This window comes from Streptomyces sp. NPDC050759 (genome assembly GCF_044456945.1).
Lineage (GTDB): Bacteria > Actinomycetota > Actinomycetes > Streptomycetales > Streptomycetaceae > Streptomyces.
Genome location: NZ_JBITGI010000025.1, coordinates 1 through 14,422, shown reverse-complemented (window position 1 = coordinate 14,422; position 14,422 = coordinate 1). Strand labels below are relative to the sequence as shown.

At 71.1% G+C, this 14,422-nt stretch carries 11 protein-coding genes; 3 read left to right on the top strand and 8 right to left on the bottom strand.

Annotated features, from left to right (window positions below; all coding sequences use genetic code 11):
* Positions 1–5 precede the first annotated feature (5 nt).
* Complete coding sequence (locus ACIBJB_RS43425) at positions 6–749, bottom strand: SDR family oxidoreductase (protein ID WP_398939682.1); 744 nt, start codon at positions 747–749, stop codon at positions 6–8.
* A 4-nt stretch (positions 750–753) separates the two neighbouring features.
* Positions 754–1,641, bottom strand: coding sequence for a fumarylacetoacetate hydrolase family protein (locus tag ACIBJB_RS43420; RefSeq protein ID WP_398939681.1), 888 nt, complete (start codon positions 1,639–1,641; stop codon positions 754–756).
* A 340-nt stretch (positions 1,642–1,981) separates the two neighbouring features.
* On the opposite strand from ACIBJB_RS43420, the gene ACIBJB_RS43415 reads away from it, so the two are divergent.
* From ACIBJB_RS43415 to ACIBJB_RS43405, 3 genes are all read left to right on the top strand, one after another.
* Positions 1,982–3,049, top strand: coding sequence for a Glu/Leu/Phe/Val dehydrogenase dimerization domain-containing protein (locus ACIBJB_RS43415; RefSeq protein WP_398939679.1), 1,068 nt, complete (start codon positions 1,982–1,984; stop codon positions 3,047–3,049).
* 50 nt (positions 3,050–3,099) lie between these two features.
* On the top strand, positions 3,100–4,140 hold the full coding sequence (locus ACIBJB_RS43410) for a hypothetical protein (protein ID WP_398939677.1): 1,041 nt from the start codon (positions 3,100–3,102) through the stop codon (positions 4,138–4,140).
* Positions 4,141–4,295: 155 nt separating this feature from the next.
* A complete protein-coding gene (locus ACIBJB_RS43405) occupies positions 4,296–5,174 on the top strand; it encodes an SAM-dependent methyltransferase (protein WP_398939675.1) in 879 nt (292 codons plus the stop codon).
* 76 nt (positions 5,175–5,250) lie between these two features.
* On the opposite strand, the gene ACIBJB_RS43400 is transcribed toward ACIBJB_RS43405, so the two are convergent.
* The 6 genes from ACIBJB_RS43400 to ACIBJB_RS43375 form a co-directional block, all read right to left on the bottom strand.
* Entirely contained in the window at positions 5,251–5,967 is a 717-nt protein-coding gene (locus ACIBJB_RS43400) for a hypothetical protein (RefSeq protein ID WP_398939673.1), read from the bottom strand.
* Entirely contained in the window at positions 5,964–7,235 is a 1,272-nt protein-coding gene (locus ACIBJB_RS43395) for a VWA-like domain-containing protein (RefSeq protein WP_398939671.1), read from the bottom strand. The genes ACIBJB_RS43400 and ACIBJB_RS43395 overlap by 4 nt, the downstream gene beginning before the upstream one ends.
* Positions 7,235–8,380, bottom strand: a complete 1,146-nt coding sequence (locus ACIBJB_RS43390) for an AAA family ATPase (protein ID WP_398939669.1) — start codon at positions 8,378–8,380, stop codon at positions 7,235–7,237. The genes ACIBJB_RS43395 and ACIBJB_RS43390 overlap by 1 nt, the downstream gene beginning before the upstream one ends.
* 55 nt (positions 8,381–8,435) lie before the next feature.
* Positions 8,436–10,289: an ABC transporter ATP-binding protein gene (locus ACIBJB_RS43385; protein ID WP_398939667.1), complete on the bottom strand. Its 1,854-nt coding sequence runs from the start codon at positions 10,287–10,289 to the stop codon at positions 8,436–8,438.
* Complete coding sequence (locus ACIBJB_RS43380; protein WP_398939665.1) at positions 10,273–12,228, bottom strand: ABC transporter ATP-binding protein; 1,956 nt, start codon at positions 12,226–12,228, stop codon at positions 10,273–10,275. The genes ACIBJB_RS43385 and ACIBJB_RS43380 overlap by 17 nt, the downstream gene beginning before the upstream one ends.
* Positions 12,225–14,422: ketoacyl-synthetase C-terminal extension domain-containing protein (locus ACIBJB_RS43375; protein ID WP_398939664.1), on the bottom strand; the 2,198-nt coding region annotated here is incomplete at its 5' end. The genes ACIBJB_RS43375 and ACIBJB_RS43380, both read right to left, overlap by 4 nt.

The window sequence follows — 14,422 nt, the reverse complement described above, 5'->3', positions numbered from 1 at the left end:
CATGCCTACAACGTTCGGATGGCCCCGCCGTCGACCGCGATCACCGACCCGGTGACGTAGGAGGCGGCCGGGCTGAGCAGAAAGGCAGCCACCTTCGCGAACTCGGCCGGGTCGCCGAACCTACGCAGCGGGATGGTGTCGGCACCGCGCCCGGCCCCGGGGTCCTTCCGCTCCATGGCGGCCAGCCGCTCGGTCCTGATCCGGCCCGGCAGCAGCCCGAAGGCACGCAGCCCGCGGGGGCCGATCTCGTCGGCCAGCTCCTTGACCAGCATCGCCAGCCCGGGGCGCAGCCCGTTGGACAGGGCCAGTCCCGGGATGGGGCCGCGGACGGAGCTGGAGAGCACCAGTCCCACCGCCCCTTCCGGCGACAGCACCTCCACGGCTTCCCGTACGACACGCAGGGCGCCGAGGAAGACGCTGTCGAACGCGGACCGCCACGCCTCGTCCCCGGTGCCGAGCACCGACGAGGCGGGCGGTCCTCCTACGGACACCAGGAGGCCGTCGAGCCGGCCGTGGGCGCTCATCGCGGCGTCCACCAGGCGGCGCGCGGCCGCGGGGTCGGCGTTGTCCGCGACCACTCCCCGCGCGGCCGGCCCCAGCTCGTCCGCGGCCGCGGCCAGGCGTCCGGCGCTCCTGGCCCCGACGGTGACGTACGCCCCCTCGGCCACCAGCGCCTGTGCGACGGCGAAGCCCAGACCACGGGAGCCTCCGGTCACCACGTACGAGCGGCTCTCCAGACCCAGGTCCACCGGTTCAGTCGGCGGTCGCGGCGCGCGCGTGATTGCGCAGGTGGCCGATGCCGCGTACGTCCGCCTCCACCACGTCGCCGTGCCGGATGACGCCGGCTCCCGGGGTGCCGGTGGCGATGATGTCGCCGACTTCGAGGGTGGTCATCTGCGAGTGGAAGCTGAGCAGCCAGGGGATCTCACGCACCATCGACGACACCGGTGCTTCGGCGATGATCTCGCCGTTGACCTTCGTGGCGATGTGGATCTTCTCCACCTCGTCGACCTCGTCCTCGGTGACGATGTACGGGCCGATGGAGCAGAAGGTGTCGAAGCCCTTGGCCCTGGCGATGTACCGCAGGTTCTCTCGGAGCAGGTCCTCGGCCGTCATATCGAGAATCGTGGTGTACCCGTAGATGACGGACTTCGCTTCCTCCGGGGTCACGTTCCGGCATTCCCGTCCGATGACGACGCCGAGTTCGGCCTCGGCCGTCACCCGGTTCGACTGCGGGGGCAGGATGATGGTGTCGCCGGGGCCGATCATGTTCCGTACCGGACGCATGTAGGAACCGGGCCCATTGGGCGGCGGGACGGTTTCCAGATCCTCGGCGTGCCGTCGGAAGTTCGGCCCGAATCCCCACAGCTTCGGGGGGTTGCGGTACGGCGGCGCGAATTCGTATGCGGATGTGGCCAGGCCGGCGAGCTTTTCCTCGCCTTCTGCGACCACACGGGAGAGTTCTGCCGTCTCGCCGTTCTTGATGATTTCAAGCAGCTGGCCGGAGAAATTCGTTCCCATGGTCTCGTTGATCACCTTGACCGGGATGACCTCATCACCGGAGGCGACGGCGGCCTCTTCCGATTCATCGACCTTCACGCTGCACAGCCGCATGACGACCACCTTCCAGATATGCGACACGAAACCTGTCGACCGGACCGGGATGCAGCCTACGGTTCGATACCCCCTAGCCAACAACCCCTCAGAGTGCGGTGCCCCACCCCTATCCGAGCCCCTTACTGCCGTGCGCAATCACGGATTTGCCACACATCCCCCGGACCCCGACCCGGAGCTGCGCGGACGTCGCGCGGATACCCGGCCCCGGCGCGGGCGACTTCCGGGCAATGACGCGGGGATTTGCACTCCTGAGGCGACATCTCCGCATTCTAGGGGGCCGGTCTTACGATCCCGGGCTCCGGGGAAGCGGCTGCTGGAGGAAAACTCGTGACGAACCAAGAGCCGAGCGGTCAGGGGAGCCACCATGTCCGGAGTGTTCGCCCGAGGGAGCGGCCATGAACAGATCGTCTTCTGCCATGACGCGCCGACGGGACTGCGCGCCATCATCGCCATCTATTCGACAGCGCTGGGCCCTTCGCTGGGCGGCACCCGCTTCTATCCGTATCGCGATGAGAACGCGGCACTCTCGGATGTCCTGAGACTGTCCCGCTCCATGGCGTACAAAAGCGCGGCGGCCGGGCTGCCGCTCGGGGGCGGAAAGGCCGTCATTCTCGGCGATCCGCACCAGCTCAAGTCGGCTGAACTGCTGCGCGCCTACGGCAGGTTCATCGAATCCCTTTCCGGCCGCTACATCACCGCTTGCGACGTCGGCACCTCCCCGGAGGACATGGACGTCATCGCGCAGGAGACCGGGCACGCCGTCGGCAGGACGGCGGAGCGCGGCGGGGCCGGGGATTCGGCGATCCTCACGGCGCTCGGGGTGCTGCAGTCGCTGCGGGCGGCGGCCGCGCAGTGCTTCGGCACCACGGAGCTGAGCGGGCTGCGGGTGAACGTCGAGGGAGTGGGCAAGGTCGGTCACCGCCTCGTCGGCCATCTCGTCGCGGAGGGCGCGTCGGTGAGCGTCTGTGACCCGGACGACGTGGCGGTCAAGCGGACCGTCACCGCCTTTCCCGACGTCCGGGTGCTCCCCGATGCGGACGCGCTGCGCGCCGCCGATGCCGATGTGTACGCGCCGTGCGCGCTCGGCGGTTCGCTGACCACGGAGTCGGTGCGCACCTTGCGAGCGCGTCTCGTCTGCGGGGCCGCGAACAACCAGCTCGGCTCCGCCGGCGTCGAGCGGCTGCTCGCCGAGCGCGGAATTCTGTGGATTCCCGACTTCGTGGCGAACGCCGGCGGTCTCATCCAGGTCGCCGATGAACGGCACGGCTTCGACTTCGAGCGCGCCCGCGCCCGCGTACTCGGCATCCACGAGACCACCGGCCGGCTGCTCGCCCGCGCCGAGCGGGACGGCCGGCTGCCCAGCGACGCGGCCAACGCGATGGCCGAGGAGCGGATCGCGGCCGTCGCCCGCGGCGCCGCGATCCCGGCATGACCACCCCTGAACCCCGCCGACCAGTCCACCCACCAGAGGAGATTCCCGCCATGACCAGCGCATCCGTCGCCCGCCCGGCCACGGCCTCCGACCACCGGGTCGAGATCCTGGACTGCACGCTGCGCGAGGGCAGTTACGCGGTCGATTTCCAGCTGCCGGCCGCGACCATCGAGCGCGTTCTGATCGAGCTCGAGGAGTCGGGTGTCCACCACATCGAGCTCGGCCATGGCTGGGGCCTCAACGGCCACACCATGGCGCGCCCCAGCCTGGTGCCGGACGAGGAGGCCTTCCGGATCGCCGCGCAGGTGGTCAAGAAGGCGTCCTGGGGCGCCATCTGTGTCCCCGGTATCGCCTCCCTCGAGCATGTGGAAAGGGCGGCCGACGCCGGGATTCAATTCCTGCGCGTCGGCACCAATATCACCGAGGCCGACACCGCCCCGCCCTTCGTCGAGCGCGCCAAGGAACTCGGCCTGCGCACCTCCGTCAACCTGATGAAAACGCAGGTGCTGGACGAAGACGCGGTCATAGAAACCGTGAAGCGCTGCGAATCCTACGGCGCCGACATGGTCTATCTGGTGGATTCGTACGGCAGCCTGCTGCCCGAGGACGCCCGGCGCTTTGTCGCGCGCTCGCAGAACAGCGTCGGCATCCCGGTCGGATTCCACGGCCACGACAATCTCGGGATGGCGCACGCGAACACGCTCGCGGCCGTCGAGGCGGGCGCGTCCCTGGTGGACACCACCCTGGACGGCATGGGCCGCAGCGCCGGAAACGCGTCCACGGAGGCGGTGTCCACGCTGCTGCGCAAGCTGGCGATCGACCCCGACATCGACAGCTTCCGGCTGGCGAGCGCCAGCGAGCAGCTCATCCAGCCGCTCGACCGGATTGCCGACAGCCGTTACTATCAACTAGTCGGCGCGTACACCGATCTGCATTCCAGCTCCTTCCCGATGTTCACCCGGGTCGCGGACGAAGTCGGGGTAGATGTGGCGGAGTTGATGGAGCGGGTCAGCGCCATCGACTCGGTGAATCCGGACGCGGAGCTGGCACGGCGGGAAGCGCTCGCGCTCAGGGGCGCCGGCACCGCCTGATGACGCTTTCGCGCGGCGCACCCGTAACGCACAGCTGGCATCCCCCTATCGCGGCGGGGCCGCCCCCTATATCCCGGCGCACCGGTCCACACAGGGGCCCGGCCCTTGCCGCGAAGCTGTTGTGCCCCACAATCCACACCGTTAAGACTGGAGCCATGACCCAGCCTGTTGCCCCACAAGGGGTCGGCCAGACGGCTGTTGCCGTAGCGAAGTTCCGGGCGCTGGAGTCCAAGCGCCGCAACCGTTTGTTCCATGACCCATTCGCGGAACATTTTGTCGCCGCGGCCCCTCCGCTTCGCCGCGGCCCCGGCGGCGGTGGCGGTGGCGGCCGGAAAAAGGGGTCGGCGTGGCGCATGCTGCGGCAGCTATTACGCCCGGCCAACTACGCGCACTACCGGGCGATGCCCCATTTCATCGCCGTACGCACCCGCTTCTTCGACGATTTCCTGCGCACGGCGACATCCGACTGCAAGCAGGTGGTCATCCTGGCCGCCGGCCTGGACACCAGGGCGTACCGACTGGACCTACCGTCCGAGGTGCGTGTCTTCGAGATCGATCTGCCGGAGGTGCTCGCGTTCAAGGAGGAGGTGGTCACCCGCCAGAACGCTGTCTCCTCCTGCAGCCGCACGACGGTCCCCGTCGACCTGCGCGACGACTGGCCGCCGGCGCTGATCGAGGCCGGATTCCGTACCGATCAGCCCACCGCCTGGACGGCCGAGGGCCTGCTCGTCTACCTGTCGGAGGACGAGACCACCAAGCTCATCAAGGGCGTCAGCACCCTGTCCGCACCCGGCAGCCGGGTGGCCCTCGGCCATCAGGACCGCTCCACCGTGGCGCAGCAGAAGTCGAACCCGCTGGCCGGCGCCGCCCAGACGCTCTACCGCTCCGGCCTCAGCCAGGATCCGGCCGAATGGCTCGCCTCCCACGGCTGGCGGGCGGACGCCCGGCGCGCCGGCCAGTACGCCGGCGACTACGGCCGCAAGCTCACCGCGGACGTGGCCGCCGGCTGGCTGGTGACCGCGGAGCGTGAGTGACCCGGCGGATCGCCGGTGGCCCCAAGGGGTGACGGCACGAGTCCCCCACGCGGGCCGTCACCCCCGGCCGGTCGTTTCAGCCCGCCGCGTCCTCGTCGTCGTTGCGCAGGGCGCGCAGCACGGCAGCCTGTTCCGCGGTCACCCCGCGGGAGCGCTGCTCCGCCGCCTCCGCCGGGGACATCCCCGCCGCCAGCCAGTTGGCCACCTCGTCGTACGGAATCCCCGACCGCCACCACTCGCGTACGGTCTCCTCCGCCTCCCGGCCCTGACGGGTCAGCCGCCCGGCCTCGTCGGGCGTGAGCCCCAGCAGCCCCCACAGCTTCGCGTCGGCCGCCGAAATGCCGTGCTCGGCCCACTCCGGCGGCGCGTCGCTGACCAGCCGTACGGAGAACACCATGGCGTCGTCGTCGGCCAGCGGAACGGACATCTCCTCCTGGCCGGGGACCGGGCGTTCGAGCGACTTCTTACGGTCCTGAGCGCGCTTGCGCTCCTCCATCGCCTTGTCGGGGCCGAGCCCGCGGCGCTTGAAGTCCCGCACCTCTTCCCGGCCGAACCCCAGCTCGTGCCAGGTGACGGCCTCGGTGGAGTCGACGCCGGCGGCCTGCCACACCGCCACTTCCTCCGGCGTCACCCCCGCGATCGTCCACTGCGCCGCCCGGGAGCCGTACTCGACTCCGGCCGCGCGCCAGGCCAGCGCCCGTTCCAGCGGGATGTCCCAGCGGCTCCAGGACGCCATCTGCTCCTCCGTGAAGCCCGCCCGCTGCCAGCTCGCCGGATCGAATTCCTGGCTCACTTCTCTCCTCCCGTGTCGATCATGACCCGCTTCGCCCAGCCCGGCGCCGAGCCGTCGGCGTCGAGCACGCCGACGACGACCCGCGGGCCCGCGGGCGGCCGGTCCGGCCAAGGGGTGTGGCCGTCGGTCAGGACGACCAGTACATGCGGCCTGGGCCGCAGTTCCGACGCGGCCCGCAGGCCCTCGCCGAGATCCGTACCGCCGCCGCCCTCCAGCCGCAGCGCCCGCGCGTCCAGCACCCGCTGGGCGTCGTACGCCCGCTCGTCGCAGCAGATCACGTGCAACTCCCGGCGTCCGACGCCCACGGCGCGGACAACGCCGTTCACCTCGCCCAGCGCCTGGGCGAGTTGCTCCTGCCGCATGCTCGCGGAGGTGTCGATCACGATGGCGACCCGCGGCAGCGGCTGCCGCATGCTGGGCAGGATCACGCCCTGCGCGGCACCCGAGCGGCGCGAGGGCCGCTCGTAGGTGAAGTCGACGCGGCCGACCGCGTCGGCGACGCCCCGTCTGATGGCGGACGCGAACTGCTGGCGCCAGTTCTCCTTCGGCGACAACACCTCCTCCGCCCAGCGCGCCCAGCCGCCCGTCATCCGGCCGGCCTCCAGGGCCTCCTTGACGCGGCGGGCGACCTCCCGCCGGATCAGGCCGGTGCTCGGTCCGTCCAGGCCCGGCTGGTGTGTCTCCCAGTCCCGGGGCCTGGCGTCGGTGGCGCTGCCGCAGTCCACCGCCGGCACCTCGCGGCCTTCCAGCGCGTGCCAGTACTGCTCGGCGAGCCAGCTGTCGGGCAGCTCCAGCTGCTCCGGCAGCGGCGCCTCGGGCGGCAGCTTCACCTCGCCGGCCTCGAGATCGTCGTTGATCTCCATGTCGGCGGAGACATTCCAGCGGACGCTGTCCGCGCTGCGCCGCCCGAACAGATCGCCCTCGCCCTCTGCGGGCGGGGCGCCGGAACCCGGGAACCGGCCGGCGTGGTCGCGGAGGAGATGCGCCACCTGGTGCACCAGCCAGTAGCCGATGGTGGGCACGTCCAGGTCGTCGAGCACATACGGATCCAGATAGACCCGCCAGCCCCGGTCCACCGGGAGTCTGCTCAGGTCGTACGGCGGATCCCCGTCCACCCCGCTCTGGTCGACGACCAGCGGCTGCAGCGCCAGCAGCGCGGTGGCGAGATACGGGGCCTGGCTCGCCGCCCACACCCGCGCCGCCGCCCACTTCTGCGACGCGTCGGGCGGCAGTCCTTCGAGCCCGGTGAGTCGTACGCCGGGTTCCATCACAGCAGTCCCGCGGCCCGCAGCACCGGCAGCAGCTGGGTGATCTGCACCGGCAGCGCGGCGCCCTCGGGGCGGTGCCTGGCAAGCTTACGGGCCACGAGCGCCGCCACGTCGGGCGCCGCCTCGGCCGCTCTGCCCACCACGATCCAGGCGGCCGACCACGACTCCTCGTCGCCGCGGGCGACCGCCAGGCTCACCACCGCGGTCAGTACGGCGAAGGCCCGGTCGCTGCGCGACGGCAGCACGAACTCGCCGGGTGCTTCGAGGACCGCCTCCGGGGCCGGCAGATCGGAGTCCGCCAGCCAGGACAGGAACTCGATGCCCGGCCCTTCGCCGACGGCGCCCACGACCAGCGTCTCGAGCACCTCGGGCGGAGCCTTCGCCGCCTCGCAGGCCCCGAGCAGGGTGGCGACGGACTCCCAGCTGCGCGGACTCGGCCACCCCCGGCTCGCGGCCGTGACGCTGGTCGGCACCTGCAGCACGAGTTCGGGGCGGGCCTGCAGAAAGCCCGCCACCGCGGACTTGGCCACGGACCGGTAGGTGGGGTCCGGCGGCCCCTCCGGCAGCAGAAAGCTGGGCTGGGGGAAACCGGCGGCCATGCCCTGCGCCACCTGCTTTGCGTCGATCGTCCAGTCGAGGTGCACCAGCCGGTTGGCCAGCGGCGGCGCCAGGTCCCAGCCGTCGGCCGCCTCGCCCGGCGGGTTGGCGGCCGCCACCACCCGGACCTGCGGCGGCAGTTGGATGTCGCCGACCACGCGCTCCAGCACGATGCGCAGCATCGCGGCCTGCACCGCCGGCGGGGCGGTGGTCAGCTCGTCGAGGAAGAGCAGGCCGTGCTGGGCCTCGGCCAGGCGCTGCGCCCACGCGGGAGCGGCGAGTCGTACGGTGCCGCCGTCCACGACGGGCAGGCCCGCGAAGTCGGACGGCTCCCGGATCGACCCGATCACGACCTCCACGGGCCAGCCCAGCGCCTCGGCGAGCGCCACGACGGCGGAGGTCTTTCCCGTGCCGGGACTGCCCCACAACACCACCGGCACTCCGGCCGACACCGCGACGCCCAGTGCCTCCAGGGCCACCGCCGACTCGGCACCTGCAGCGGCACCGGACGGCAGCTCCGCGCCCCCGCCATCGGACATATTCGTCATACGTACCTCACCAACTGATCGGTCTCCAGGTCCCTTTGCCCGCGCGGGAGGTGAGTCACCGGTAGGAACTCGCCTGCAATTCGTAGAGTTCCGCATACCGTCCACCGGCCGCCTGCAGTGTCGCGTGATCGCCGTGCTCCACCACCCGGCCCCCGTCGAGCACCACGATCTGATCGGCCATCCGCACGGTCGTGAACCGGTGCGAGACCAGGAGTGTGATGGCGCCCACGGCCCGCGCGGCGCTCCTGAACGCCTCGACGTACCGCTCGAACAGGGCCGCTTCGGCCACCGGGTCCAGGCTCGCGGTCGGCTCGTCGAGCACCAGCAGCAGCGGCGACGTCCGCATCATGCCGCGGGCCAGCGAGATCCGCTGCCACTGGCCGCCGGACAGATCCACGCCGTCCGTGAAGGACTTGCCGAGGCGGGTCTCCAGACGCTCCGGCAGCTCGTCGACCACCCCGGCGGCATCGGCCCGGTCCAGGGCCCGGCGCAGCCGCTCGGCGTCGTCGATGTACGGCAGGTCGCCGGTGCCGACCGCCTCCTTCGCCAGCAGCTCCATGCGGACGAAGTCCTGGAACACCGCGGAGGTACGGGCCCGCCAGGCCGGCAGGCTGATCCGGTCGAGCGGCATCCCGTCCACGAGCACGCGGCCCGCCGTCGGCTCGTACATGCCGGTGAGCAGCTTCACGAGGGTGCTCTTTCCGGCGCCGTTCTCGCCGACGAGGGCCACGGCAGAGCCGGCTTCCAGGTGCAGGTCGACCCCGTCGAGCACCGGGGCGACGCCGCCCGGGTAGGCGAAGTGGACGCCCTCGAAGGTGATGCCGCGCTCCAGGCGGTCGGGCGCGGGCGCGGGGTCCTGTGCGGACGCGGGCTCCTGGCGGCCTCCGGACTCGGCGTACCGCTCCAGCCAAAGGATGCGGCGGGCGGTGCGGCCGGCCGAGAGCAGCTTCTCCAGCGCCTGGGCGGCCGGGGTGATGAGACCCTGGGCGCGCAGGACGAGTGTCGCCGCGAGCACGACCTCGCCGAGCGAGGCGTCCCCCCGCGAGGCGCGGTGCACGGTCACGGCGATGCCGGTCATGAACCCGGCGGCGAACAGCATCCAGCCGGCCACTTGCAGCCAGCCGCCCAGGAGGGCGGCGCGCCCCGAGCGCCCGCGGATCCGTGCGGCCGTCTCCCGGTGCCGCTCCCGCATCGGCCCGATCCCCCCGAAGAGCCGCAGCTCACGCGCCGCGCTCTCCGACGTCGACAGGGAGAACAGCTCCGCGGCGAACCGCCGGTCGGACGCCAGCGCCTCGTCCGTACGCTCCCGCAGCCGCAGCGCGTACCGCTCCCCGAGCACGGGCGCGATGATGCACAGCGGCAGCAGGCCCAGCGGCGGGTAGATGACGGCGAAGACCACCACCACGCCGATCACGTACATCGCGAGCTGGGCGATGAACAGCGCGTGCCGCGGCCAGATGCTGAACTGCAGCCGGTTTTCCTCGATCATCTCCAGTTCGTTGAGATATTCCGGCCGTTCGAAGTGCTCAATGCCGCCGATGCCGTTCACCTTGGACGCGATGTGGCTCGACAGGTGCACCTGGGTGAGGTCGCACAGCACCGTGGCCTCGGTGACCACCCGCATCGTCAGCAGCCAGTTCAGGGTGAAGGTGACGGCCAGGAAGGAGACGCCGAACGCGAGCTGCCCGGAGTCCTGGCGGACCACGGCGTCGACTATCGCCGCCAGCCCCACCGGGAAGAGGACCAGGCATACGGTGCCGGCCAGGAACAGCAGCACCGAGCGGACGAGTTGCCGCGGGGCGGCCGCCCAGCCCCAGCGCAGCACGGACCGCACCACGGTCCAGCGCGGCAGGTCGGCGTCGAGCGCCACGGAGCGCTCGCGAACGGGTGCGTCAGCTGTCGCGGTCATTGCCGTCCTCCTCGGTGAAACGCGCGGCCTGCAGGGCGAAGAGCCTCGCGTACTGCCCGTCGCGGGCGATCAGTGCCGCGTGGTCGCCGGCTTCGACGACCCGTCCCTCGTCGAGTACGCAGATCTGGTCCGCCTTCCGTACCGTGGAGAAACGATGCGAGATGATCAGCGTGGTGACGTTCCGGGTGATATCGAGGAAACGGTCGAAGAACTCCGCCTCGCCACGCGCGTCCAGCCAGGCCGTCGGTTCGTCGAGCACCAGAATGCGCGCCCCGTGCCGGACCGCGAACAGCGCCCGGGCCAGCGCGACGCGCTGCCACTCGCCGCCGGACAGCTCGACGCCCTGGCCGAACTGCCGGGACAGCACCGTCTCCCAGCCCTGCGGCAGCCGCTCGATGAGGGGCAGTGCTCCGGCCTGTTCCGCCGCCCACTCCAGGCCTTCGGTGTCATCGGCGTGCGCCGGTGAGCCGAAGGCGATGTTCTCGCGTGCCGAGAAGGGGTAGCGAGTGAAGTCCTGGAAGACCACCGCGACTTTCTGCTGCCAGGCGCGCGGGTCGTACGACTCCAGGTCGGTGCCGTCGACGGTGACGGACCCTCCGGTGGGGGTGTGCAGCCGGGACAGCAGCTTGACCAGCGTGGTCTTGCCCACGCCGTTGACCCCCACCACCGCGGTGGACCGCCCGGCCGGAATGGTGAGATCCAGGCCCTGGAACACGTCCCGGTCCGCCCCGGGATAGCTGAACCGCACCCCGGAGAAGCGCACTTCGGACCTGGGCAGGTCGGGCCCGGGCGTCTCCTTCGCGGCCGCCTCCGCGTCGTCGGTCAGCGTGCTCTCCAGTCCGCCCATCCGCGGCAGCCCCTGGAGCATCCACGGCAGCCGCAGGTCCTCCATGGACAGCACGCCGAGCGCCGAGCTCGCGATGAACACGGACAGCAGCACGACCAGCGCGCCGACGCCGAAGTCGTCGTCGTAGGCGGCGTTTCCCATGAGGCCCGCGACCGCGGCGAAGACGGCCAGGACGCAGACGGCGAGCACGAAGATCTGCCGGTTCTGCTGCCGCATCACCTTCCAGGAGCCCTCCATGGCGCGCCGCCACTGGGCACGGAACCCGTCGACGAGCCAGTCGCCGAGGCCGAATATCCGGGATTCCTTCGCCGCGGCCGGCTTCGACGCCAGCTCTTCCAGGTAAAAGGCGCGGCGCATCACCTCGGCGCGGGTGGAGAAGACGGCGGCCTGCTTCCGTACGAGAAGGAGCTGCGGCCGCAGAATCGCCACCCAGGCGATGAGCACGGCGAGTCCCAGCCACCAGTGCCACCAGGCGAGCACGGCGCAGGCGAGAATTCCATTGAGCTGTTTGACCAGCACGCCCACCAGGGTCATAGGCGCGTCTGCCGAGTAGTAGTTGACCATCTTGCCCTGGGCGAGGGAGAGGTCGTCGAGCACCTTCGGGTCTTCCAGATGGGCGGTGCCGACCGGCTTGGACACCGCGGTCATGAGCCGGTCCTGGGTGCGGTAGACGAGCCGCCATTTCACCGTGCCCGAGAGGACGGACTGGGCGGGGCCGAGCAGGAGGGTCACGCCGTACGCGATGGCCGCCAGCACGAGGGCGTCGAGGATGTCGGCCTCGAGCTGTGACGTCAGCTCCTGCTGGCCCGCGGTGTGGATCTTCTGGATCAGCCGGCCGAGGGCGCCGAGCACGGCAATGGGGGCGACCGAGGCGATGACGCCGTAGACGACGACCGCGATGGTGAGGCCCTTGCTGGTTTCCCAGAGCAGCCGGAAGGGCGCGGTGAGGCCGCCGCCCTTTTTCCCGTTCTTTCCTTTCCCGCCCTGCTTCTTCTGCTTCTTCTGGGGCTGCTCCCCGCCGGCCTGGTTTAACTTCTTCTCCGAGGCTTCCTGCTCGGCCGACTTCCGCTTGATCACTTGTTGCCTGCTCATGAAACCTCAGATCGGCTGGTGACGTTACTTGCTTCCCGTTCTCCGGTGGGTGCGCCATCGGCCCGGCCCGTGCGGTCGCCAAAAGCCAGTCCCTCCATCTCGGCCAGCAGCACGCCCTCGTCGGACACGACCTGCAGGTCGATGACCGCCTGGCGCCGGGAAGACGACCGGCGGACCGCGTGGAACCACAAGGCTGCGGCGGGCATGTCCCCGAGCAGCCGGATGGACTCCGCGGTGGCCGGCATACGGGATCCGCCCGGGGTCGGGGTGGTTCCGAGTTCCCCCGCCAGCAGGCCGAGCATGTCGTCCAGTGCGCGGGGATCGAGCCAGCGCCCGGGGGCGGACGGACCGGCGAGCTGCGCGAGTGCTTCCTCGCCCTTGATCCCGGCCCTGGTCAGCGCCCCGCCTTCCCGGGGAGGGACTTCCGTCATCCCCGCCAGCCGGTCCGCGGGGCGCCCGACGTGGCGCTCGGTCCTGGGCGCGGGGGAGAGCGAGGCGACGGCTATCTGCTGGTGCCAGGGCTCCGGGCCCGGCTTCCCGCTCCGGACGTAACAGCGCAACTCGGGGGATCCGGCGGGCTCCACGACGACGGTCTGGGTGGTGATGGCGCCGTCCGCGTCCAGTTGGTGGGGTGCGGAGAGGTCCACCCCGCGTAGTTCCCACGCCGTGCCTGAGGGGTGCGCGGTTGCGGTGTTCGCCGCCGCGAGAGCCCATTCGAGGAGGGCGGCCAGGGGGAGCGGCTGCACTGCGGCCGGTTCTCCGGCTATGTCTGCGGGCGGAGACCATGTGCCTTCGAACCAGCGCTGATTGGGGTCCGCGAGCACGATGGGCCGGCCCAGCAGCGTATGGGCCTCCGGTAGGGGCTCGGCAGGAGCGGCGCCGGTGCCGGGGCCGTCCAGCCAGAACCTCTTGCGCTGAAAGGCATAGGTGGGCAGCCGCACGGCCGTTTCCCGCAGTTCCCGGGGAGAGTGTGCCGCCGCCTGCTGCCAGCGCACGGGCAGTCCCCGTACGAAGAGGTCCGCGAGAACGCCGAGGACCGGGGGCGCGGCGGTCGACGCGCTGTCGAGCAGCACCGCTGCTGCGGCCTTCCTGTCGGCGGCGACGCAGTCGGCGACGACCGGCGTCATACGGGACGGGGGGCCCACTTCGAGGAAGCGCGTGCACCCCTTGCGCTGCGCGTCGAGAACGGCGGTGCGGAGACTGTCCTCGCTTTCCGCGCCCCCTTCATCTGCCGCGGAGGAAGCGAGCGTTCGGAGGTCGAGTGGGCGGCCCGTCACGACCGATATCACCGGGCATCGCTCTTCGTCGTACTCGATGGGCTCGACTGCCGGTGGTGCCGGTCGGCTGTGGTCGTCTTCTTCGGGGGCCGATTCGGCGCGAGCGGCCCAGAGGGTGCAGGCGTCGGGGAGGGAGATGGCACCTGCGGCGTAGGCCGCGCTCACTTCGCCGTCGCGGTCGGCGATCAGGTGGTCAGGTGCGACGCCGAGGGATTCCAGGAGTGCGCACAGGGCCATCTCGCAGGCGAAGGAGACCGCAGCTGCGGATATCTGCTCGAGGGCTTCGCCCGACCGGTCGGTGAGGAGTTCCGTTATCTCCTCGTACGCGGCGCTGAAGGCCGGGTAGGCGTCGCAAAGGCGGCGCACGATGCCGAGGTCGGCATGCGCTCCGGAGAAGAGCAGCGCGGTCTTGCCCGAACGCGCGTTTCCCACCACCACATTTGGCGTCGGCTGGCCGGACGCGACCGACTCCAACCCCCGCACCAGATCATCACGCCTGGTGCCCCACACCACTGCCCGGTGCCGCAGCATTGCCCGGGATCCGACCAGCGCGGCTGCGACCGCCCGCGGGTCGGCTTCCTGCTCGGCGGCGAATTCCGCCAGCCGGGCGGCCTGCGCGCGAAGGCCTGCCGCGCTCGACCCGCAGACCACCCAGGGCAGCACGCCGGAGGACTGGGCCGGCACTTCCTTGCCGTCTGGTGATCCCTCGTCCGCCGGTGCTTCCTCCAGAATCAGGTGCGCGTTCGTGCCGCTGATCCCGAACCCCGAGACCGCCGCCCGCCGCGGCCGCCCCGTCCGCGGCCACGGGCGCTGCTCCTCCAGCAGCCGCACCGCACCCGCCGACCAGTCCACATGCCGGCTCGGCTCATCCACATGCAACGTCCGCGGCAACACCCCCGCCCGCAACGCCATCACCA